General features: G+C 53.0%; 20 protein-coding genes. 14 read left to right on the top strand and 6 right to left on the bottom strand.

Annotated features, from left to right (window positions below):
• Positions 1 to 78: 78 nt before the first annotated feature.
• The 8 genes from G367_RS0102970 to G367_RS0102935 all read left to right on the top strand — a co-directional run bounded on the left by G367_RS0102970 (position 79) and on the right by G367_RS0102935 (position 6,567).
• Positions 79 to 495, top strand: coding sequence for a RipA family octameric membrane protein (locus G367_RS0102970; RefSeq protein WP_020411609.1), 417 nt, complete (start codon positions 79 to 81; stop codon positions 493 to 495).
• 231 nt (positions 496 to 726) lie between these two features.
• Complete coding sequence (locus tag G367_RS0102965) at positions 727 to 1,104, top strand: VOC family protein (protein WP_020411608.1); 378 nt, start codon at positions 727 to 729, stop codon at positions 1,102 to 1,104.
• Positions 1,105 to 1,144: 40 nt separating this feature from the next.
• The gene (locus tag G367_RS0102960) at positions 1,145 to 1,528 is read left to right on the top strand and encodes a DUF6632 domain-containing protein (RefSeq protein WP_020411607.1); all 384 of its coding nucleotides are present in this window, start codon (positions 1,145 to 1,147) and stop codon (positions 1,526 to 1,528) included.
• Positions 1,529 to 1,684: 156 nt separating this feature from the next.
• Positions 1,685 to 3,184: a catalase gene (locus G367_RS0102955; RefSeq protein ID WP_020411606.1), complete on the top strand. Its 1,500-nt coding sequence runs from the start codon at positions 1,685 to 1,687 to the stop codon at positions 3,182 to 3,184.
• A gap of 54 nt (positions 3,185 to 3,238) precedes the next feature.
• Positions 3,239 to 3,709: an ankyrin repeat domain-containing protein gene (locus G367_RS0102950; RefSeq protein ID WP_020411605.1), complete on the top strand. Its 471-nt coding sequence runs from the start codon at positions 3,239 to 3,241 to the stop codon at positions 3,707 to 3,709.
• Positions 3,710 to 3,869: 160 nt separating this feature from the next.
• A complete protein-coding gene (locus G367_RS0102945; protein ID WP_020411604.1) occupies positions 3,870 to 4,856 on the top strand; it encodes an SrkA family protein kinase in 987 nt (328 codons plus the stop codon).
• A gap of 1 nt (position 4,857) precedes the next feature.
• Positions 4,858 to 5,685: a serine O-acetyltransferase gene (gene cysE / locus G367_RS0102940; protein WP_245556646.1), complete on the top strand. Its 828-nt coding sequence runs from the start codon at positions 4,858 to 4,860 to the stop codon at positions 5,683 to 5,685.
• 81 nt (positions 5,686 to 5,766) lie between these two features.
• Positions 5,767 to 6,567, top strand: a complete 801-nt coding sequence (locus G367_RS0102935) for a GNAT family N-acetyltransferase (protein ID WP_020411602.1) — start codon at positions 5,767 to 5,769, stop codon at positions 6,565 to 6,567.
• A gap of 37 nt (positions 6,568 to 6,604) precedes the next feature.
• On the opposite strand, the gene epmA is transcribed toward G367_RS0102935, so the two are convergent.
• The 4 genes from epmA to G367_RS0102915 form a co-directional block, all read right to left on the bottom strand.
• The gene (gene epmA / locus G367_RS0102930) at positions 6,605 to 7,558 is read right to left on the bottom strand and encodes an EF-P lysine aminoacylase EpmA (protein ID WP_020411601.1); all 954 of its coding nucleotides are present in this window, start codon (positions 7,556 to 7,558) and stop codon (positions 6,605 to 6,607) included.
• Positions 7,559 to 7,611: 53 nt separating this feature from the next.
• Positions 7,612 to 8,184 carry an elongation factor P gene (gene efp / locus G367_RS0102925; protein WP_020411600.1) on the bottom strand — a complete coding sequence of 191 codons (573 nt, stop codon included), beginning with the start codon at positions 8,182 to 8,184 and terminating at the stop codon, positions 7,612 to 7,614.
• Between the two features lie 282 nt (positions 8,185 to 8,466).
• A complete protein-coding gene (locus tag G367_RS0102920) occupies positions 8,467 to 9,261 on the bottom strand; it encodes an aldolase (RefSeq protein ID WP_020411599.1) in 795 nt (264 codons plus the stop codon).
• Between the two features lie 167 nt (positions 9,262 to 9,428).
• Positions 9,429 to 10,139, bottom strand: a complete 711-nt coding sequence (locus G367_RS0102915; protein ID WP_020411598.1) for an iron-containing redox enzyme family protein — start codon at positions 10,137 to 10,139, stop codon at positions 9,429 to 9,431.
• Positions 10,140 to 10,815: 676 nt separating this feature from the next.
• Here G367_RS0102915 and epmB point away from each other — a divergent pair.
• Together epmB and G367_RS0102905 are read left to right on the top strand one after the other, a co-directional pair.
• Positions 10,816 to 11,856 carry an EF-P beta-lysylation protein EpmB gene (gene epmB / locus G367_RS0102910; RefSeq protein WP_020411596.1) on the top strand — a complete coding sequence of 347 codons (1,041 nt, stop codon included), beginning with the start codon at positions 10,816 to 10,818 and terminating at the stop codon, positions 11,854 to 11,856.
• Between the two features lie 342 nt (positions 11,857 to 12,198).
• Positions 12,199 to 14,286, top strand: coding sequence for an EAL domain-containing response regulator (locus G367_RS0102905; RefSeq protein ID WP_020411595.1), 2,088 nt, complete (start codon positions 12,199 to 12,201; stop codon positions 14,284 to 14,286).
• Positions 14,287 to 14,368: 82 nt separating this feature from the next.
• On the opposite strand, the gene G367_RS22955 is transcribed toward G367_RS0102905, so the two are convergent.
• Positions 14,369 to 16,030, bottom strand: a complete 1,662-nt coding sequence (locus G367_RS22955) for an alkaline phosphatase D family protein (protein ID WP_020411594.1) — start codon at positions 16,028 to 16,030, stop codon at positions 14,369 to 14,371.
• A 311-nt stretch (positions 16,031 to 16,341) separates the two neighbouring features.
• On the opposite strand from G367_RS22955, the gene G367_RS0102895 reads away from it, so the two are divergent.
• On the top strand, positions 16,342 to 18,285 hold the full coding sequence (locus G367_RS0102895; RefSeq protein ID WP_020411593.1) for a M1 family metallopeptidase: 1,944 nt from the start codon (positions 16,342 to 16,344) through the stop codon (positions 18,283 to 18,285).
• Positions 18,286 to 18,799: 514 nt separating this feature from the next.
• Here the strand turns inward: G367_RS0102895 and serB are convergent.
• Entirely contained in the window at positions 18,800 to 19,915 is a 1,116-nt protein-coding gene (gene serB / locus G367_RS0102890) for a phosphoserine phosphatase SerB (RefSeq protein ID WP_020411592.1), read from the bottom strand.
• A gap of 361 nt (positions 19,916 to 20,276) precedes the next feature.
• Between serB and G367_RS0102885 the strand changes: the two genes are divergently transcribed.
• The 3 genes from G367_RS0102885 (at position 20,277) to G367_RS0102875 (ending at position 23,209) form a co-directional block, all read left to right on the top strand.
• Entirely contained in the window at positions 20,277 to 21,359 is a 1,083-nt protein-coding gene (locus G367_RS0102885; RefSeq protein ID WP_040628081.1) for a hypothetical protein, read from the top strand.
• A gap of 129 nt (positions 21,360 to 21,488) precedes the next feature.
• Positions 21,489 to 21,905, top strand: coding sequence for a MerR family transcriptional regulator (locus tag G367_RS0102880; RefSeq protein ID WP_020411590.1), 417 nt, complete (start codon positions 21,489 to 21,491; stop codon positions 21,903 to 21,905).
• 134 nt (positions 21,906 to 22,039) lie between these two features.
• A complete protein-coding gene (locus tag G367_RS0102875) occupies positions 22,040 to 23,209 on the top strand; it encodes an isovaleryl-CoA dehydrogenase (protein WP_020411589.1) in 1,170 nt (389 codons plus the stop codon).

Below are 23,209 nucleotides of genomic sequence, written 5' to 3'. Positions count from 1 at the left end.
ACAAGGCTTGAACATAACGACAAGCTTTTAGCAGATTGGGGTAAGCCCAGTTGCTCAATGCAGTAAAGGAGAATCCGTTTGGAGCAGGGACAGTATCTTTGCGAGCACTACCGTTTTGCCGCAGATCAGCGACTCAAGGTATTTAATTTCTTTGTGGTATTAACCATGTTTGTCGAGGGGGGCATCTTCACCGCGGTAGAGAAAAACTTTCATCCGCTTATCCTGGCTCTGCTGGGCGGATTTGTGGTAATCCTGGTAACTGTATTCTGGCTAATGGATATCCGAAGCCGTCAACTACTTAAACTTGCTGTGCCGGCTCTTAAAACGTTGGAGCAGAATTTTCCAGAGGAAGCCAGGATCTTTTCCAATGACGCAATACGCAGGGGGGATCTCGCTCGATATACGTTTGCATTTCGTGTGCTACTAGTTGGCCAGCTTATCTTTGGTTTTGGGGTGGCGGCCTATGGATTACATCATTGGTATGTCACCCCTTAGATGATGACGTGAATACTAAATTTTTCTGGCCAGTTTTCCTGGCCAAATTAGATATGTCATTTGAGATTTGTATACGCAATGGCATTCTCTACTGAGTTTTTTGTTCGCTTAAAGACAGTCTCATAGGCTGTAAAAGCCGACATGATTTTCCCCAAAAAGGGCACACTTCAATCCGCTGGACTATCTTGCAGGTTGTCGATATTGCCACTGCTTTACTTTGGAAGCTTATGCATGTTGGACCATATCAAAATTCCAGTTCAGGACCTTGCGCGTAGCAGTGACTTTTACCGCCAGTCCCTCACTCCTCTGGGATATGAGCTGGTGATGGAGTTTGATAATTCTGCCGGTTTTGGCTGGGCGGATAAACCTGAGTTCTGGATCTATAGTAGCGGACCTGCCAGCGGACAATTACATATCGCATTTCGCGCGGAAGAGCGCGAGGTGGTGCGTGATTTCTACCGGGCCGCGCTCCAGGCCGGAGGCACCGATAATGGTGTGCCCGACGTCTATGAGCAGTATCACCCAGACTACTATGCGGCCTACGTTTTAGATCCCGATGGCAATAACCTGGAAGTGGTCTGCCATCTTCCAGGCGACCTGCAGGGCTAGCTGAAGAGCTTAACTTAACTGATAACTGCTGGAGAGCTTTATGGATGATAATGCTCGCGCCAAGTATCTGTCTATTGCGCTGGTTGTTGTTGGCTTGATTTTTATTCTGGCTATTTTTCCAATGATGATGTGGATATGGCCTGCGGGATGGGGCTGGACTCCTCGACAACCGGAATATGAGCAGATGATAATGGGTGTATATGCCACCCTGGGAGTATTTCTAATTCGCGCGGCCAAAAACCCGGCGGCTAATGCCAGCTTAATTTGGTTTACTATTTGGTCGAGTCTGGTGCATGCAACCATTATGTTAATTCAGGCCCTTGTTGATGTTACAGAGCGAGAAAACCTGATGGGAGATATACCTGCGCTTTATTTGGTTGCTGTAATCCTTTGGTATCTGATGCCCAAGCATGTGAAAAAATAACAGGATAATTGAGGGCATTATCTCTGGGGTAATTCAACTTTCTCTCTCAATTAATCCCCGCTATAAGAACGATAATAAGGTCCAATTTCCAGCTTATTGTTCGCCCCTATAAGCTTTTCCCCTGTGATAGAAACAACTACAGGGGCAAACCCAGCGATGAAATACCTTCCCTTATTTGCATTAACTATTGGCCTCATAGGAGGCGCCAATGCTGAGACACTTACCCGCGATAATGGTGCGCCGGTGGGTGATAACCAGAACTCCCAGACTGCAGGAGAGAATGGCGGTAACCTATTACAGGATGTGCACTTAATTCAGAAATTGCAACGCTTCGCGCGAGAACGTATCCCTGAGAGAGTGGTGCATGCGCGAGGAACCGGAGTTCACGGTGAATTTGTGCCTATAGCGGATATCAGCCACTTAACGCGCGCTGCGGTCTTTGAGCCCGGTAGCAAAACTCCCGTGTTTGTGCGCTTTTCTACTGTAATTCACTCTAAGGGTTCACCGGAAACCCTGCGCGATCCGCGTGGATTTGCCACCAAATTTTATACAGAAGAAGGTAACTGGGATTTGGTAGGGAATAACCTGCCGGTATTTTTTATCCGTGATGCGATTAAATTCCCGGATATGGTTCATTCGCTGAAGCCCTCCCCGGTGACTAATCAGCAGGACCCCAATCGCTTCTTTGATTTTTTTAGCCACGTGCCGGAATCCACCCATATGTTGAGTTGGGTCTATTCCGATTACGGTACACCAGCCAATTTGCGTCAGATGGATGGCTGGGGCGTTCACGCCTATAAGCTTGTTAATGACAAGGGTGATGTGAATTATGTGAAATTTCATTGGAAAACCCGTCAGGGTATTAAAAACCTGACTGCGGAAGAGGCAGCGGAAATTCAGAGCAAGGACTTCAGTCATGCTACCCGCGATATGTATGCGGCGATTGAAAAGGGCGAATATCCCCAGTGGGACTTGTATATTAAAGTGCTGAAGCCCTCGCAGCTGAACAGTTTTAATTACAATCCGTTAGATGCCACCAAAATGTGGTTGGACGTGAAAGAAACCAAAGTCGGCACTATGACGCTCAACCGTGTGCCCACTAATTTCTTCCAGGAAACCGAACAATCCGCGTTTGCGCCAGCCAATATTGTTCCCGGTATTGAGCCATCTGAAGACCGCTTGTTACAGGGGCGTGTGTTTTCCTACTCTGATACTCAAATGTATCGCCTGGGCGCCAACCACCAGCAGTTGCCGATCAACCGCCCCCGCGTGGTGGTAACCAACTGGAATCAGGATGGAGCAGGCAATTACGGTCAACAGGCTTCTACTGTGAATTACCAGCCGAGCCGCATCGATGTGCGCAATGAGGACCCGAAAGGCCTTTACAGCAGTAAACCTCTAAGTGGTCGCACCCAGCAAAAGGCGATTGAGAAGAAGCTGCCTTTTGCTCAGGCGGGTGCCTTCTATCGCAGTCTGAGCCCGGAAGAACGCCAGAATCTGATCGAAAACCTGGCTGGCGATCTGGGTAAAGTGCGCGATGATAATACCAAGCACATTATGCTGAGCTACTTCTACCAAGCCGACAATGATTACGGACAACGCCTGACCAAAGCTGTTGGTGGAGATTTGGTTCGAGTCAGGAAACTGGTTCAGTAAATTTAACTGGAGAGCGGGTGGCTTTGTCACCCGCAATATTTGAGAGATGCAACTATGAGATCAATATTATCCACGCTGCTCTTACTTGCCCTGGGTGTTCAGGCCGAAGAGCCAGGAAATGCCGGCTCTGGTTTTGCCGAACTCTCCCGGTATTTTTTTGCTGCGGCCAGGGTCGGTGATACTGAAGTATTGCGTGAATTTTCCGAAGCGGGTTTTCCTCTGGATGTTCGCAATTCCAAAGGCTATACGGCCCTTATGATTGCTACTTATAACGGCAATGCGCAGGCGGTGAACTACCTATTGCGAAAGGGCGCTGACGCCTGTGTACAGGATCGGCGTGGGAATACTGCTCTGATGGCGGCGGTTTTCCGCGGTGAATTTGCCCTTGCCCGCACTTTACTTAAGCAGGATTGTGATCCACAGCAAGCCAATAAAGCTGGGCACTCTGCAGAGGATTTTGCCAAGGTGTTTGGCCGCGACCGCGTAGTTCAGCTATTGCAGCAACAGCGGGAAAATGGCGGTTAAAATTGCATAGAGCACGGCTGGTACGTCAGAGTGCCGAACGGCAACACTGCACTTATTTTTCTACTGAGGCCACAGCCAGGCATAACAATCTAATTCAGTGTTTGTCCCCGCCCCTGCCACCGCGTTAGCATAGCCAGCTGCAATCCAGTTGGTACCCGCTATGGCCCAGAATCACCATCCCTACGAAGCCCTCACGCCGGACGTGGTGATTGACTGCGTTGAGAGTAGTGGGCTTGTCTCTGATGCGCGTATTTTCCCTTTAAACAGCTATGAAAATCGCGTTTACCAGGTGGGTATTGAGGGTACGGAACCACTGATCGCCAAGTTTTATCGCCCGGATCGCTGGAGCGATCAGCAGATATTGGAGGAGCACCAGTTCACCCTGGAATTGGCAGAAGAGGAAATTCCCGTAGTGGCGCCCCTGCAATTTGACGGACGCACCTTGCTGGAATCCCAAGGTTTCCGCTTTGCGTTGTTTCCCCGTCGCGGTGGGCGCCAGTTGGAAATGGATAATTTTGATCACCTGGAGCAGGTGGGGACCATGCTTGGACGCATCCATGCTGTAGGTAGTGCTAAGCCGTTTAGCCATCGCCCGTCCCTGACCCTGCAGCACTTTGCCATCGACAGCCGAGAATTTATTCTCGGTGGTGATTTCCTGCCCTTGGAGAACCGGGAGGCCTATGCCTCCGTTACGGGTCATATCATTGAGCAGGTGGCCCCACTTTTTGAGCGTGACTGGGATCTGTTGCGCCTGCACGGTGACTGCCACAGCGGCAACTTCCTGTGGCGCGATGACACCCCCTGGTTTGTTGACTTGGATGATTGCCTGATGGGGCCGGCTATCCAGGATATTTGGATGTTGATCTCCGGCAACCGCGCTGAGCAAACTGCATACCTGGACACGGTTCTCGAAGGTTATGAAACCTTCTATCGTTTTGATCCCCAGCAGTTACAGCTGGTGGAACCGTTGCGTTGCCTTCGCCAGATGCATCACGCTGCCTGGCTGGCACGTCGCTGGCAGGACCCGGCATTTCCCCAGGCTTTCCCCTGGTTCAATACGGCCCGCTATTGGGCTGAACATATACTGGCATTACGCGAGCAGCAGTCAGCGCTGCTGGAACCTCCACTGACACTGGGAGCGGTCTAACATGGAAAAACCCGCAATGAATGTCACCTGCGCAGAGGCAAAGACGGACCTGTTATGGGAAAGAATTCGTACTGAAGTAGCGCAGCAAGTAGAGCAGGAGCCCATTCTCGCCAGCTTTCTGCATGCCACTATTCTCAATCACAGCTCTCTGGAGGCGGCGCTTAGCTTTCACCTGGCCAATAAACTGGATAACGCTGTAGCACCAGCATTGTTGATCCGCGAAGTGATCGATGAGGCCCTGGAGGCGGACCCAAGTATTGGTCACGCTGCCCGCGCAGACCTGAATGCTATTTACTTGCGTGACTCTGCCTGTAACTCCCTTTTTGAGCCCTTTTTATATTTCAAGGGCTTCCACGCGCTGCAGGTATACCGGGTGGCACATTGGTTGTGGAAACAGCAGCGCCGCTCACTGGCATTATTTCTACAACATCGGGTATCTGTAGTGTTCAGTGTGGATATTCACCCCGCAGCTAAGGTGGGAGAGGGGATATTATTGGATCACGCGACCGGTATTGTTATCGGTGAAACCGCAGTGGTGGAGAATAATGTCTCCATTATGCAGTCGGTGACCCTGGGTGGCACTGGTAAAGAGAGTGGCGATCGCCATCCGAAAATCCGCTGTGGCGTCCTGATTGGCGCTGGTAGCAAAGTACTTGGCAATATTGAAGTGGGTGAATGTGCCCAGGTGGCCTCCGGCAGTGTGGTACTAAAACCGGTCCCGGAAAAGACACTGGTGGCTGGGGTACCTGCCAAGGTTCAGGGGCCGGCAACTTGTGCCCAGCCGGCTATGTCCATGGATCAATGCGCCCTTTCACAAGTGGAAAAGTAGCGATTGTTACTCCGTTTGTATTGAAACAACGGGGTAACTTCTTCCCAAGGGAAACGGATAAATGGAACTATCCTTGTACCCATGAAATACAGTCTCAGCGCCAAAAACCTCGTCTGTCGAAACCTCGAGAACCACGCCAGCTATTGTGCGGGCTTACTCAATCCAAATCACACCAAGGAAATCACCGGAATAGTGCGCAGCGATAGTGGTCTACTGTCGGGTCGTCTTAACCAGGTGGTCTCAAATTCGGTAATGCCACCGCGTATACTGCAACGGTTTGCGCTGGATTATTTTGCTGAGCGCCACAGTCCTTTTACCCTTTGGCACAGTGCCTCCAAGCCTCAGGATGACAGCGCCTTGGCAGAAATGGGTTTGCAGCGCAGGCAGTCGCAAGTGGCTATGGCGGCAGAGATCCAGCGCCTCAGCCCGGATGCTGCGGCAGGGGCAGATGAAAATGAAAAATTGGTGATATCCCCCGTAAAAAAAGAGGATCTCGCCAGCTATGCAGAAGTACAGGCGGCTGGGTGTGGCAGCGTCCAGGAAGGGGCGCAGCTGAAAAAGTTTTATCGGGCGTTGGTAGATATACCTGAACAGAAACGTGCGCGGCTCAAGTTTGTTCTCGCGCGCTTGGAGGGTACCCCAGTGGCGGCGGGTTGCCTGTTTGCCTCCGCCGATGCATTGGGTCTTTATGACCTCGTTACGTTAGAGGCATACCGGAGCCGTGGAATCGGCCGTGCACTCTTTCGTCACTTGCTTCAGCAGGCCCAGGCCAGCCACCATCGCAGCCTGGTGGCACTTGCGCCGGCGAATAAACAGCAATTGCCTCTGGATTGTGGTTTTTTTGCTGTGGGCGAAGTAGCCCGCTATGTTTACTCTCCCTAACTTACTGTACACGTTAGTGAGTAGGTATCAGTAGAATTTAGGCGCGCTCTATGGGGAAGGCGATGACATCCTCGATAGAGTCATAGCCTCCTGCCAGCATCAACAGGCGGTCCACCCCTAAAGCCACACCTGCACATTCGGGCATGCCCTCTTGCATGGCAGAAACCAGGCGTTCTTCAAAGGGGTTTGCAATGCGGTTATGGGCCCTTCGGTAGGCCAAGTCTGCCTCGAAACGACGTAGCTGTTCGGTGCTGTCGGTCAACTCCCAGTAGCCGTTTGCCAATTCCAGCCCTCCGACATAGGCCTCAAAGCGACGCGCGACCGGAATGCCCTGTTCGTCTGGAATCACTTTGGCGAGTGCGGCCTGGTCAGCGGGGAAGTCGAAGAGCAGGGTAATACCCTCGCCCATGGCGGGCTCCAGGCGATGACTCATCAGTAGATCGAGGCATTCGGCACGCTCGACAGGGGTAAAGGACAACTCCACTTCCCGTTCGACACAGGCGATCAACTCTCTGTCGCTGGCGCTGTGGGGGTCCAGTTGTAGTTCACGCTGAAAAAGCGCGCGATAACTGAGGGATTGCACCTGGGAAATACCCAGTACCTTGCGGAGTAAGTCTGCTACCTCATCCATCAGGCGGTGGTCATCCCAACCGCAGCGGTACCACTCCAGCATGGTAAATTCCGGATTGTGGCGGCTACCTGCCTCGCCCTGACGAAAGGCTTTGCCCAAGTAGTAGCAGTCGCCAATGCCTGCGGCCAGCAGCCGTTTTAAGCCGAACTCCGGGCTGGTGGCGAGGTAGGCGGGAGAGCCAATACACAGGGCACTGATAGATTCGATGTGTGGATCGCTGGTAGCGCGGCGTGATAGCACCGGTACGTCCGCCTCCAAAATCTGGCGTTGGGTAAAAAAGTGGCGGATCTTTGCTAGCAGCGAGGCGCGTTGGCGCAGGGCTTTAATGGTGGCGCTGGGGCGCCATAGGTCAGTAGTCATTGAAGTGGCTCAGGCAGCGGGCGGCCGGGTGGCCGCCCACAGGGAAGGAAAAATCAGTCTTCTTTGGCGCGGCCCAGATATTCGCCGGTGCGCGTGTCCACTTTGATGGTTTCGCCAATCTCCAGGAACAGGGGCACCTTAACTACGGCGCCGGTAGCCAGGGTAGCGGGCTTGGTGCCACCCTGGGCGGTATCACCGCGCAGGCCAGGGTCGGTGTCAGTGATTTCAAGGATCACATGATTGGGGGGGGTTACTGCCAGCGGTACACCGTTGTAAAGGGTCACAGTGCAAATATCCTGTTCCTTGAGCCACTTAGCTGCATCCCCCACGGCATCTGTACTGGCCTGGTGCTGTTCGAAAGTTTCTGGCTCCATGAAATGGTAGAACTCTCCATCGTTGTAGAGGTATTCCATTTCGCGATCCATTACATCCGCGCTTTCCAGGCTCTCGCCGGAGCGGAAGGTACGTTCCCAAACTCGTCCGGTCTTCAGGTTGCGCAGTTTTACGCGGTTAAATGCCTGGCCCTTGCCAGGTTTTACGAACTCGTTTTCCACGATAGAGCAGGGGTCGCCGTCCAGCATTACCTTGAGGCCGCCCTTAAATTCGTTGGTGGAGTAACTAGCCATAGCAAATAGAGCCCTTATAAGTCGTTTATCTATATGATTTTTAACGAGTTTTTCTTCCCGTTCAGGCCGGGTAGCTCTGTTGGCTGCCGCCAAATCTGATAGCTGCGAGCGACTCGTTCGGCTCCGGCGCAAAGAATTCACCGGCAGCCCTGAAAAGATGGGGCGAGATTATACAGGAGGGGGGCGCCTTGAACGAAGCGCTACGACTGGGCCTAGTGGTAGATTTGAAGCAGTCCGCGAACCGCAAGGCTTGCGGACTGAAGAGGGTGACAGGAGTGTGTATCAGCTCAGGGGGTTATCGCTGGTGTTATCAATGTCCCGCAGCAGGCGCCTAGCGTAATAGGCAAAGGTTGCCTGGCTGCGCTTTTCCTGCAGTATCCAATCGTGAGCCTCGCGGCCCAACTCCGGCGCTATGTCCTGAATGGTACCTGCAGATTCCGCCAGCATCTGCAGCTGGGCGGCACGCTCGCATTGCAGGGCCATGGAGCAGGCTTCCTCCACCGAGCGACATGCGATGATCAGACCATGGTGGGCAAGGAGAATGGCACGTTTGTCCCCTATTGCCTCCGCAATAATTTCGCCTTCGTTGTTTCCTACCGGTACGCCGGGCCACTCTTTGAGGAAAGCGATATCCTCATACAACATGCAGGCGTCCATATGGGAAATTTTCAGTGGACGCTCCAGCATGGACAGTGCGGAAATATGAATTGGGTGGGAATGCACAATACACTTTACATCCGGCCTTGCTCGGTAAATCCAAGTATGAAAACGGTTAGCGGGGTTAGCCATCCCTTCACCGGACAGGACATCAAGGTCTTCGTTGACTTCGAGCAGGTTGGATGCGGTAATTTCATCAAAGCCTAAGCCAAGGCGCTGGGTATAGTAATTGCCCGGGGTTTCTGCGCGGGCTGTAATTTGCCCTGCCAAACCGGAATCGTGCCCATGAGTAAATAAAATGCGGCAGGTAAGTGCAAGCTTCTCCCGCAGGGACCATTGGGGCATGTCCAAGTGTAGTTTCATGGATTTGCTGGCGCGCTCAATAAGCTCGCGTTTTTGCATGGATAGTGTTTCAGCCATGTTGTACTCCAATGCTGATAGCATAGGATTTCGAGGGGCACTGTCTTGCAGAATGCCTCTAGAAAAATCCCATTTTGAATTTATCGCAACAGGTGTGGGGTTAGTGCTATTGCCTTCACATCCTTGTGCAGTGCCCAGCTACTTTTTAGTTGCTGGGCACACACGGCTTAGGCAGGGATTGCCTGGACTTGCTCTGGGGTCATGGCGTGGTAGGCAGTTTCGATCGAGTCAAAAAACTGCTGGCGGGCTTGTACCAGGCGGCGGCCTGCATCCAGCATAACGTCGAGTTGCGAGGCATCCTGACTGCCGATCTCGATCATAATGTCACGAATGGTTTCTGCATGACCATCATCACATTCAATGTGCAGCAAGAAGAAGGTGAGATGTTTGTCAGCGATACCACAGGAGCGGAAGCCGGCAACAATATCGCTGTACAGATCCGGTACCAAGGCTTCGGCTCCCAGACACAGTGCGCCCAGACCGGAGCTTGCACGCAGGTCGCGACAGTGCTGGAACATAGTGTCTATCAAATATTGAGTGCCCGGCAGCATTTCCGCATTTTCCAGGCTCAAGCCAAAATGCTCGAGGGTTTCACGGTAAATTTCTGCATGTGGCTTGGGGCTGTCCGGCTCCAGGCCAAGCTCCTCCATCAGGTTTTCTGCCAGTTCGTGAACCTCTTTATTACTGGGGAGATTTGCCATCATCGCACACAGGTAACGCACGAAGTAACTACTGTAAATTCCCTGTTGTACCAGGAAAATTTTCAGCTCTTCTATGGTTACAGAGCCATCGCGGCAGCGCTTGAGGAAAGGATGAGCGCGGGTCTGCTCAATCAGTAAATCTTTATTTGCCTCAAGTAATTCGAGCTGCATTTCCATCGAATTTTTCCTTTTTGTAATTCCATTTTTCTGCAGGGCTAGGTTATTACCCCGATTTAATTTTTATTGAAATTCGAGTGCACTGAATTCAAGAAAGACAAGGTTATTATTGCTTTGTCTTTGGTTAAATTAACACCGTATTAACCCTGTTGGGAATGGGGGAATTATGAAGAATTTCCTAAAGAAATTTGTACGAAAAGTAATATTTTCAATTTGATAGTTATTTTTTTACTAAGCGTGTTTCTTTATTCAAGGATAATTCTTTGTTCTCTCGGGCGGTGAAGTTGCCGCTTCGCTTCCAGGCCAAGCCCATAGGGACCTGCTGGGGCGAACCGTATTGCTACTACTGTTTTCACAAGCCGTTTGGCGCTAGTTTATTCTTCAATTTTTTTTTACTGTTTTTGTGATGAAGTTGAATAGACAATAGTTGGAAAATATACGGATAAACTCTTGCGTTGGGCTTGCTTCATAGGGTTCAGGTCGAGCTTTTCGGCCTGGATCGATATTTGTTGGTTTGCAGTGCGCGTGACTATATGGTTCTGATCCTCTTGCTTTGATGATATTTGGCTTCGAGCCAGGCTTATTCGGGCATGCATCGCAGAGTTGCCCGGGCTGTAGTCCGCTTCTGGTACAATTGCCTCACCTCTAGTGTTTTCCCTAATGCCTGCGTAACCCTATGGCGAATCCATCACCTATCGACAGCAAACTGATCGGCACTCGTGAGTCCCGCCGCTGGCAGGATGATTTATCTGATGTGGTCACTGATCCTGCCGAGCTAATCCGGTTGTTGCAATTGGATCCAGCCCAATTACCCGAAGCCCTGAATGCTAGTAGCCAGTTTTCCTTGCGCGTGCCGCGTCCATTTATCAAGCGTATGCGACCTGCTGACCCGAAAGATCCATTACTTCTGCAGGTTTTACCCGGTGCTGCAGAGTTGGAAACAGTGGTGGGGTTTAGTGCAGACCCTCTTCAGGAGGCTGAGGCAAACCCTCTGCCCGGAGTGGTGCATAAGTATCACGGTCGCCTGCTGCTAATTACTGCAGGGCAATGTGCGGTGAATTGTCGTTACTGTTTTCGCCGCGAATTTCCCTACAGTGAGAACCACCTGAATCGAAAGCAGTGGTCGGCGGCTCTGGATTATGTGCGTGCACATACGGAGTTGCGAGAAGTGATTTTAAGCGGTGGTGATCCTTTGGTGATCAATGATCGCCAGCTCTCTTGGCTAAGTAATGAGCTGGTGCAGATAGCACATCTGGATAAACTGCGCATTCACACCCGCTTACCAATAGTGGCGCCGAGCCGTATCACCGACGAAATGCTGTCCTGGTTTACTGGCTCACGCCTGAAGCCGGTATTGGTTCTGCACTGTAATCACGCCAACGAAATTGATGATGAGGTACGTAACGCACTTTCTTGTCTTCGCGCTGCTGGAGTCACATTGCTGAATCAAGCGGTACTGTTGCGTGGTATCAATGATAGTTGTGCAGCCCTGGAAGGCCTTAGCGAAACACTGTTTGACGCGGGCGTGTTGCCTTATTACCTGCACCAGTTAGATAGGGTCAAGGGTGCGGCGCATTTTGAAGTGAGTGATAGCAGGGCGTTGCAAATAATTGAAGAACTACGTCATCGATTGCCTGGATACTTGGTACCGAAATTGGTGCGGGAAATCCCCGGTGTACCCTCCAAAACACCCATAGAGTTATCTGAAAGCAACTAGAAAATACAGAAGGTTATTCCTCTATAAAGTACCAGGATTAAAGTGCTGTAAAAATAGCGTTAAATTGATCTAGGCTAAATGTACCGACTCGCCTATCTATATAGTTGCCGCCGAGCTCTGGGCTCGTCTTAGGCTGTAGGTTGAAAGAGATAAGGTTTCCAGAGCCAATTAGTGATTGCTAATTAGCAGATGATAATTCTAAGGCGTGCATTTACGACAGGGAGATTTGTGTGACTTGAGTCACGCGTACCACCCCGATGTGGCCTTGTATGCCACTACAGGAGGCCCCTAAACTTACCGCATGCGGTAGCGGTACGCTGCCCTGAATAAATAGAGCAAAAAATGAGTAGCAACGACACTATCCGACTTCTCCTGATTCACGATATGCCCTCCGAGGCGCAGCGCTTGGTCAGCATGCTGCACAACGCGGGTCGACCCAACCGGGCTCAGCATGTTGCCAGTGAAGCGGTCTTTACTCGCTTGGTACAGGATAAAACCTGGGACCTTGTGATCGCCGCAGAGGGTAGCACCCAGATTCCGCCGGCAGTGGCGCTACGCACCATCAGTAAGCTGCAAAAAGATGTACCGGTTATCCTGTTGACCGAACGCAGTGGTTCCCAGCCAATTGTGGAGGGGTTAAAACAGGGTGCACGGGATGTGGTGACAGTAGATGAGGACCAGCACCTTCTGCTGGTGATTCAGCGAGAGATGCTCGCCTTGGATAACCGTCGCCAGGCACGCCTGCATGATCGTCGTTACCACGCAACTCTCGGTCGTGCCAAAGAGCTTCTGGACAGTTCCAAGGATGCAATAGCCTATGTATCCGATGGGCTAATCGTTTATGCCAATGACTCTTTCGCCGAGCGCTTTGGCTATGAAAGTGGTGAGGATGTTGAGTACCAGCCACTGATCGACATGCTGGCTGAAAATGAGCAGGGAGGCGCACGGGATTTTCTCAAGCGCTGTGCGATCGATAACAATGAAGTGGAAGCTAAGGAGTGGAAGTTTACTGCTCGAACCGTTGCAGGTGATCCGTTACCCACTCGCGCGGAGGTACTCAGTACTACTTACGAAGAGGAGCGCTGCCTGCAAGTGCGCATCGCCATGCGCAAGGGCGACACTGAGCAATTGGAAGCCCAACTCAGTGATATTAAAAACCGCGACCCGCTAACTGGCCTGTTTAATCGACAGCACTTTTTATCGTTACTCGACTCCACGATTAAATCTGCAGCGGACTCCCATCGCACCGGTGGCCTGATGTTTATCCGGGTGGATCGCTTTGCCGAGGAGGTGCAAAAGACCGTAGGCGTTGCAGGTGCAGACGCACTGCAGAAAGCCATGGCTGAACTGCTACAGGGATGCCAGCGAAGCGGTGATACCCTGGCGCATTATAGTGATGACAGCTTCTGCCTGTTGAGCCCGGATACCACGCCGGACAGTATTGAGCAGCGCGCGCGCGATATCCTGAAGAAAATTTCCGATACCATTTTTGACGCTGCAGGCAAAACCCAGCAGGTTACTGCCTCTATTGGAATTTCCCTGCTAAGCGAGGCCTCCAGTGGTTCACAGCAGGTGCTCGAGCAGGCGCAGGTGGCTCATAAGCAAGCTCTGGGAGAGGAGAGGCAGGGTGGCAATTTCGTCCTGTATGAGCCGGATACCGAAAGTGGCGCTGATGCTGATACTTACCACCGCGCTCGGGTGGTACAGGCCCTGGAGGCGGGAAACCTAAAGCTTTTATTCCAGCCGATCCTGAGCCTGCAGGGCACCGGGGAGCAAATGTATGAAGTGCTGGTGCGTATGCTCGATGACAAGGAAGAACTGGCACCACTGGCGTTCCTGCAGGAATTGGGCGACGCTGGTCTTTCCGCCAAGATGGACCGCTGGGTGATTCTCACCGCGATTAAGGCTGCCGCTGCGGCTCGCGCTAAGGGTAAGGATGTATCGCTGATGCTGCATATGACCACAGCTTCCCTGCTCGATACGAGTTTGCCTGCCTGGCTGGGGGTGGCTTTCAAGGCTGCCAAAGTTCCGCCAAGCACGGTGATTTTCCAGTTGCGCCAGGAGGACATCACCAGCAACCTGCACGCAGCGCGTGATTTCACTACCCAGGTGCAGCAGCTCGGTTGCCGCGTGGCTGTGTGCCACTTCGGTACCGGCTTGAACCCCTTCAAAGCTCTGGAGCATGTAAAAGTGGATATGGCCAAGGTAGATCCGTCGTTTGTGCGTGAAGTTCAGGACGAGGGAGAGAGCAGCGAATCTTTAGCCGGGCTGGTACAGCGTTTGGGTGAGGCAGAGACCAAGGTGATTGTGCCTCATATCGAGCAGGCCAGCATGTTACCCACCCTGTGGCAAACCGGTACCGATTATATCCAGGGCTACTATGTGCAGGCTCCGGCGGAGGAAATGAGTTTCGACTTTAGTCTGGATTAATTTCCGCAAGCCTATATCTGTAAGAAAAGCGCGTTTCCCATCGGGTTACGCGCTTTTTTTTACAGGACCTAGCTCTGTGAGGTCATACGTTGTAGCGGTTGCGCAGGGCAGCGATAGCATTGCGGGCCAGGGCGCCATACTCAGGCGCAGGCGCCGGTGCATTCTCCGGGGCTGTGCTCTCGCTCCAAGCGCGTTGTACGTGGTTTTGGCCGGCCTTCTGCTTGTACATCCTCGCCAGGCTAGCGTTGTAGCTCTTACTGGTGACGGTATCCACATGGTACCAGTGGGCCTTGGCACGGGAGTGGGAAACATCCATCAGCAAATAGCCGCGCTGGGTGACATTGACCCACTTTAAGTGCGGAATTAATCCGTCCATGGCGATCGCGGCTACGTCAGTTAGATGTGACTTATCGAGGAAGCTGGAGGTTACGCCGGGAGTTACAAACTCTCCCCCGAGAGCACCGCGACCGGTAAGGCGTCCGTATTCGAGAATGCTGAATGGGTTGCTGGCCAAGTCCCAGGCCCAGGAACTGTGAATATCTCCGGTGAGCACAAAGAAGTTTTCGATGTTGTTGTTGGCAATGTGATCGAATAACCGAGTACGGGAGGCGGTATAACCATCCCACTGATCCATGTTAATGGAGAAATCCTTGGCCAGGGTGAGCTGCGCCATCATCACCTGTTGTCCGAGTACCCGCCAGCGTACACCGTCCGATTGAGATTGGGTGAGGCCGCGGTACAACCATTCTTCCTGCTGTCGGCCGAGTAAGCTGCGCTCTGGATTGTCGGCTGTTTTCTGGTCAAACCAGTTGGCCTGTTCATCCCTTGCGGCGATGCGGGTATCCAGCATCATCAGGTCCATCAGGTTTCCGTAACGGAAACTGCGATAAATGGCTCTATCCCCAAATACGTCCAGAATGCCGTTGTCGCGGATGGGCATCCACTCGAAGTAGGCCTTATTTGCCACTGAGCGACGCACATACCAGTCACCTTCGCCATCTTGGGGATCGTGGTTTTCTGCCCCACCGGCCCAGGCATTGTTTGTGGTTTCGTGATCGTCCCAAACACAAATAAACGGGTGTTGGCGATGGACTTCCTGCAAGTCGGGGTCGGAACGATACTGGGCGTAGCGCAGGCGATAATCCTGGATACCCACCATTTCCTTCGCGGGGATAGGTTCGCGTCCAAGCCCGGTGCCGGTGCCAAAGCCGCCGGGGCCGTATTCATAGATGTAGTCACCCAGGTGCAGTACCACATCCAAATCGGGACGTTGAGCGATTTCACGGTAGACGTTGAAAAAGCCCATTGGATAGTTGGAGCAGCTGGTTACTGCAAAACGCAGGCGGTCCACATGACCTACAGGCAGGGTCCTGGTTCGCCCTACAGGAGAGTCCATGCTGTTGGAATAAAAACGGTAGTAGTAAGTTGTCCCAGGCTGCAGGCCACTGGCATCCACCTTGATGGTGTAGTCCACTTCGGGGCCGGTCATGCCGTTGCCGCTGTTCACTACCAGCGCCATTTCCGGGTCCAGGGCGATTTGCCAGCTATAGGGCACCATGGACTGGAATAAAGGGTCTTCCGATGGGGTAATCCTGGTCCAGAGAATCACGCGATCGGCCAGGGGATCACCGCTGGCAACGCCGTGCTGGAAAGGCTGCTGGCCGGAGCCGTAGGCCTTAAGAAGTGGCAGGGATGCCAGGCCGGCGCTGGAAAATTGCAGAAATCGCCTCCGGGACAAAGACATAGTGCTCTCCTTTTTATGTGCTTGTTATAAAGGACACGCAGTCTGTCTTCGAAAGGTGAACGCTTTGTTAATTTCCAGTCAGATTTTTTCTGAAGCAGCTCAATTAGTCGGTAAATTCGTCCGCAGCGAGCTAAAGTGAGACTTTTGTCTATTTTGAAGGCATTAAAAAGTATGACTGTCGGCTTGAGGATGCTTTGGGGGATGACCTTAGGGCTGTTACCGCCGTCGATTAACTCCCTATCATTCCGCATCTGTGCACTCTCGGGTATGCTGTGTCGCGATTAAAAACAGAACACCCTGGGAGTAGATCCATGTTGCCCCGCTTACTTTGCACCAGCCTGATTGTCGGCGGCCTCGCCGTAGCCGGCGGGTGCTCAAAGACCGAGCCGTCTAAAGTCGAAGCTGAGAGTGCAAGCGCGTCGGTAAAAGCAGCCGCCGTGATTGAAAAGAAAAGTGCCGCTGAGAAGGCGCCTGAATCCGGTGTGGATTACCACTCCTTTGCCAACAGTAATGACTACCAGGTACAGCACCTGGATCTGGACCTGACTGTAGACTTCTCCCGCAAGGTTCTCGAGGGCGAAGCCCAGCTGGACTTCAAGCGCCTCAACGACAAGAACCTGCCGATGGTGCTCGACACCCGCGAGCTGGAAGTGGTTTCTGTAGCAGCCAATGGTGCGCCGGTGAAATTCTCCATGGGCGAGAAAGACGGTCACCTGGGCACCCCGCTGAATATTGAGTTGCCGGAAGATGCCAACAGCATCACCATCCGCTATCGCACAGTGCCGGGCGCCTCTGGCGTACAGTGGCTTGAGCCTCAACAGACGGCGGGCAAGAAGCACCCGTTCTTGTTCACTCAGGCCCAGGCGATCCATGCGCGTAGCTTTATTCCGCTGCAGGACTCCCCGAAAGTTCGTATCACTTACAAGGCGACCGTTCGTACCCCGAAAGAACTGCGCGCGGTGATGAGTGCGAACAATGACCCGCAGGCGGCCAAAGATGGCGTTTACGAGTTCGAAATGCCCCAGCGCATTCCCTCCTACCTGATCGCCCTGGCGGTTGGCGACCTGCAATTCAAACCCATGGGCAAGCGCACTGGTGTCTACGCCGAACCCTCCATGTTGGAATCTGCAGCGGCGGAGTTCGCCGATACCGAATCCATGCTGGAGGTGACCGAGAAGGTTTACGGCCCCTACCATTGGGACCGCTATGACCTGCTGATCCTGCCGCCCAGCTTCCCCTTTGGCGGTATGGAAAACCCGCGTCTGAGCTTTATCACTCCAACCGTAATCGCCGGTGACAAAAGCCTGGTGGCCCTGATCGCCCACGAATTGGCCCATTCCTGGTCCGGCAATCTGGTGACCAATGCCAGCTGGCGCGACTTATGGCTGAACGAGGGCTTCACTACTTACCTGACCAACCGCATCATGCAGTTTGTCTATGGTGACGAGCGTTACCAGATGGAAATGGCCCTGGGTTATGACGATCTGCAAGCGGACCTCGCGGACAAAGAGCCCCGCGATGAGATTATGGCGATCGACCTGCGCGGCCGTGATCCCGATGAAGTGTTCTCCAATATTCCCTACGAGAAAGGTTCACTGTTCCTGTATGAGCTGGAGCAGAAAGTAGGCCGCGAAGCGTTTGACCGCTTCCTGATGGAGTACTTCAACCACTTCTCCTTCCAGAGCATCACCACTGAGGACTTCGTTAAGTACCTCGACAAGACCCTGCTGGTTGAGCACGCCGATAAACTGGATCGCGAGCGGATTCACCAGTGGATCTTCGAGCCGGGTATTCCCGAAGGTGCACCGCACCCGCAGTCCGATGCCTTCAGCAAGTTGGACCCGGTGCGTCAGCAATGGTTGGACGGCAAATTGGCGGCGAAGGATATCGATACCAAAGGCTGGACCTTCCATCAGTGGAAGTATTTCCTCGACGGTATGCCTGAGAAGCTGACGGAAGCGCAGTTGAAAGAACTGGACAGCGCCTTTGGCCTGACCAAATCCCGCAATAACGAAGTGGCCTTCAGCTGGCTGATGATTGCTGTGCGCAATGACTATGAGCCGGCCTTCGATCGTTTGGAGAGCTTCCTCACCAGCATCGGCCGCAACAAGTTCCTGCGCCCGCTGTATCGCAATATGGTTGAGTCTGGGAAACAGGATGTGGCCGCACGCATTTTCGAGCGCGCCAAGGTGGGGTATCACCCGCTGACGGTGAAAGTGAACAGCCTGGTAATTTACGGTAAGAAAGAGGGCTAGATCGACCTTCGTCGCTTGTGCGATTTTGGTGCTGTGCACCGAAATCGCCGCCCTTTATACCGATTGGGGCCAGTGCAACACTGGCTACCAACAAGTTTTCCCTGGTTTTTTATCTGCATCTTCCCATTTTTACTCTTTCCAAAGATTAACAAAATAAATCCGCTAAAGTGGCTTTTGGGTACCGTTTGAGCGGCGGGCAATACTAAAAAATGCCTGTGTAATCTCTTGTGTAGCAAAGCTGAACGAATTGGTACAAAAAGAAGATTTTCACGTCAATTTTCTGGCATAAAAATCATTAAACTGCTGTTCAAAGCGGAACCCTTTGCGTACCCTGCTGCTCGAATAAAAATCCATTAAGGCAAAGGGAGGTACCTATGTACAGACGGATTTTAATGCTGGCTTTTCTCAGTTTTTTGGCCGTTGGCTGTGAGTATGAGCCGAGCGCCTGTTCTGATAACAGGCCGAATTCATTTCCCTTCCCACATGCAATGACCTGACTTTTCCTGGGGCAGCTTCAGGGTTGCCCCAGCTCGGCAATCTGGCGGTCGTTAAGGCCGAATAGGTATAGCGCCGCATCAAGGCCGAATAGGGTGATCGCCTGCGGTGCCTCCAGGCGTACCTTAGGCTTTGGGTGAATCGCGATACCCAGGGCACCCAGGTTCAACATGGGGATATCATTGGCCCCGTCCCCGACTGCAATCACTTGTTCCAGCGACAGCCCCATATTCCTTGCTGTTTCCTCCAGCAACAACCGCTTGCGCGTGCCGTCCACGATAGGTTCTATCACTTCACCGGTGAGTGCACCCTCGGCAAATTCCAAATCATTGGCGTATATCAAATCTACGGCAAGTCGTTCCCTCTGCAGGAAGTTGGCGAAGTAAGTAAAGCCCCCGGACAGAATGACGGTTTTGCACTCAAGCTCACGCAGGCAGTACAACAGTTTCTGTGCCCCTTTCTTTAGGGGCAATTGTTGGGCAATTTCTGCCAGGCGCTGTTCGGAGAAGCCCTTGAGTAGCGCCATACGTTTTTTGAAACTATCCCGGAAATCCAGCTCGCCACGCATCGCGGCTGCGGTGATGGCTGCTACCTGATCGCCGATACCGGTAATCTTGGCCAGCTCGTCGATCACCTCCGCATCAATTAGAGTGGAATCCATGTCGAAGCCTGCCAGTGTCGGTACTCTCTGGCTGGCCCCATCCTGTAAAACCAGGTCGGCTCCGATTTCCTCGGCCAGTTGCAGGCAAGCGAAACGCGCAGGGGAAAATTCCAACTCAGCACTGAGCTGGAGGCGAATTACCGTGCACTTATGCCGGTGGGCGAGAGTGTCGATAGTGTTGATTTGCCATTGTTGTTCGGTACAAAACTTTAGTACGCGTTGTAGCTGTGTCAGGGTGGCGGCTGGGCTCAGAAGGGTTAAACACCAAGGGGACTGTACGACTGAAGGCTTAGCACTGGGCAAGCTCAGCTCACAACTGGTGGCGTCCGGAAAAGGGTCTGCACCTCTGTATTCAAGCCCCAGTCGCGCATAGTTGCCGCTATAGGTGAGGTAGCGCACAGGGCAGTCCAGGGGCGACTGGATAACTTGTGCCAGGGGCAGATGAAATTCTTGTGCTTTTGTCTCGTCGCCCATGGCGCAGCTCCCCAATTTAATCAATAAGCGACGCATTATAGCTCTAGCGGGAATCTTCGTTAAAATCAGCGCCGCAGCCTGGGCCCGCTTATTTGTTACAAAATAAAAAAACCAGTGGAACTATTTTGTTGCCGGATCGACCAACGGCACAGGAAATTACACTGGGCCTTATTGGCTTTTTGTGAGGATAAAATACGCCGCGGCCGCAGGCCGTCGTGAGCCTAAAAACACCAGTGGGTCCATGCACCTGTGCCAGTGTTTTTGGGCGACGTCTTTATCAGTCAGGATGATTTATAAAGACGAAAGGAAAAAGAAACGCAAGGTAATAAAAAAACAAGGCAAGGTATTTCAGCCGCTTAATATGTCTGTATCGATTATTTCTCTGTTGCGCAAGTTGCCCGAACAATTTGCACGCCTATCTAAACGTATTCGCCAGCGCCTGCTGGCCGTAGCGATTTGGGTGATTCTGGCCGTATTCTGCAGCGCTGCTCTTGGCCATTACTATGGGCAGCGACATGCTGATGCTGTGGAAAAAGACCGGGCCTCGGCGCAGGCTGCCGCCAGTTTTCTCGCAGGGCAGAGCCTGGAGCGTATCGTTGCTGATGATCGAATCAGCATGCAGCTACTGGCCCGGCAATTACTAGAGTTGCCTGCCGTCATTGGTATCTCTATTGAAGATGTGGAGTCCAATAGTCTGGCAGAAGTGGGCGATTTAAAAAATGGTGAGACCATCAGTGTGCCAGTTGTGTTACACGATAGTATCGCTGGCAATGTTACCGTGGCCCTGGCTCCCGGTGCGGGTGTTACTTTTCCTTGGGCCAGTTTGTTGCTGACCCTGGTCTTTGCTTTGCCTTTTAGTGCAGTGGCGGCACTGATGGCAGGAGGCTTCTCCGCACCGCGCAGTCTGCCTTCTGAAGAGTCTCACGCATCGGTGAATATTCCTGAAGAAAAAGGGGACTCTATAGGCCTTTACCTGCGCCCCCTGAATTGGGCTCAGTTGACCAACCAACTGAGCCGCAGTGCGCTTGAGGGAATACAGCGGGAACTGGATGGGCGCATGCAGCTACTGCGCCGAATTTACGGTGCCCACCCTCTGAGTAGCGCCGGGCCTCAGGTTGGCCTGGGGTTTTCCGGCACTGATGCAGCCTTTCGCGCGGTCTGCTGTGGTCTATTGTTGCGGGAGATGCAGAGTGTCAGCCGAGCCACTGGTCTGAAGCTGGCCCTGGCTGTGGTGCCCTGCGAGCCTGGCTCGCCGGACTTCTCCGCCGAGCAGCTGCTAAATCAATCCCGTGGATTGTTCCTGCATCCGGAGCTGCTGGAGGAAACCTCCCTGGCTGGACGCATCGAGCACCATGGCGCTGGCTGGAACCTGGAAGTTACGGGGCTGACGCCCTCGTATCAAAAGTTGCTTAACAACCAGTTGCAACAACTATTGGGCGCCTGAATACCTACCGCTGGTCACAGCGGCGAGTAAATGACCCGTTTGCTCTCCGTAGTTATTTTTTGGCACCTGCCTTACGTTTACGTTAACGTAAACTCTTGTTAGGCTTGGTTGCGTCTCGAGGAAGTACTTATGAAAGCCAAAGCCAGTATCGTAGAGCCCCATAGTTACAGTATTTCGGAGTTGGCCCGTGAATTTGATATCACTACCCGCGCCATCCGTTTCTATGAGGACAAGGGACTGCTCAAACCTGAGCGGCGCGGCCAGACCCGTGTTTATAGCCCTGAGGAGCGGGTACGGCTGAAGCTGATTTTGCGCGGTAAGCGCTTGGGGTTCTCCCTGGATGAGAGCCGCGAGATTATCGATATGTACGATCCCGCTCATGGCAATGTGGAGCAGTTGCAGCGCCTGCTGGAGCGCATTGCCCAGAAGCGTGCACTGTTGCAGCAGCAGCTGAGAGATATAGAAAGCCTGATGGGGGAGCTGGACGAAGCCGAGGTCCGTGCACAAGCGGCCCTGGTGAAGAGCCGCAGAGAGGACAACCCCTAAACCAAAATCCTGAAAATTTCGGCAAGTGTGCGATTGCCGGTGACCTCCAGAGGTTTTACGGGGGCGCCTGATGTAACGGCAGTCGCAGGCGCGGCCAATTTAATTAAAACTCGCAAATTTAACGTGGAGTCATTATGAATACCTCCTACCCAACCCTGAATTTCGGTCTCGGTGAAGAGATCGATATGCTCCGTGACATGGTTTACAAGTTCTGCCAGGCGGAGCTGGCCCCGCGCGCGGCACAGATCGACGAAGACAACCTGTTCCCCGCCGATATGTGGAAAAAATTCGGTGAGTTGGGCCTTCTGGGTATGACCGTGGAAGAGGAGTTCGGCGGTTCCAATATGGGTTACCTGGCACACGCCGTGGCCATGGAAGAAATCTCCCGCGCCTCCGCTTCTGTGGGCTTGTCCTACGGTGCCCACTCCAACCTGTGTGTAAACCAGATTCGTAAAAATGGTACCCGCGAGCAGAAGCTCAAGTACCTGCCCAAGCTGTGTTCCGGTGAACATGTGGGCGCCTTGGCCATGAGTGAACCCAACTCCGGTTCCGACGTGGTAAGTCTGCAACTGCGCGCTGAGAAGCGCGGTGATCGCTTTATTTTGAACGGCAATAAAATGTGGATCACCAACGGTCCCGATGCCGATACCTATGTGATCTACGCGCGCACTGAGCCGGGTATCAGCTCCGGCGGTATTACTGCGTTTATCGTTGAGCGCAGTTTCGCCGGCTTCTCCCAGGCGCAAAAGCTCGACAAGCTGGGCATGCGCGGTTCCAACACCTGTGAGCTGGTGTTCGAAGACTGTGAAGTGCCGGAAGAAAATATCCTCGGTGAACTGAACGGCGGTGTGCGCGTATTGATGAGCGGTCTCGACTATGAGCGCACCATTCTCTCCGGAGGCCCTGTCGGCATTATGCAGGCCTGCCTAGATGTGGTGGTTCCCTATATTCACGAGCGCAAGCAGTTCGGCAAGGCCATCGGTGAATTCCAGTTGATGCAGGGCAAGATCGCCGATATGTACGCTGACCTGAATGCCAGCCGCTCTTACCTGTACGCTGTGGCCCGGGCTTGTGATCGCGGTGAGGACTCGCGCAAGGACGCCGCCGCTGTAATCCTGTTTACTGCAGAGCGCGCAACCCAGATGGCCCTGCAGGCTATCCAGACTTTGGGCGGCAATGGCTACATCAACGAGTACGCTACCGGTCGTCTGCTGCGCGATGCCAAGCTCTACGAGATCGGCGCGGGCACTTCTGAAGTGCGCCGTATGCTGATTGGTCGCGAGCTGTTTAAAGAGACCCGCTAA

The sequence above is a fragment of the Microbulbifer variabilis ATCC 700307 genome (assembly GCF_000380565.1).
Classification (GTDB): Bacteria; Pseudomonadota; Gammaproteobacteria; order Pseudomonadales; family Cellvibrionaceae; genus Microbulbifer; species Microbulbifer variabilis.
The sequence above is the reverse complement of the archived record's forward strand: the minus strand, read 5'-3'. Positions and strand labels throughout refer to the sequence as shown.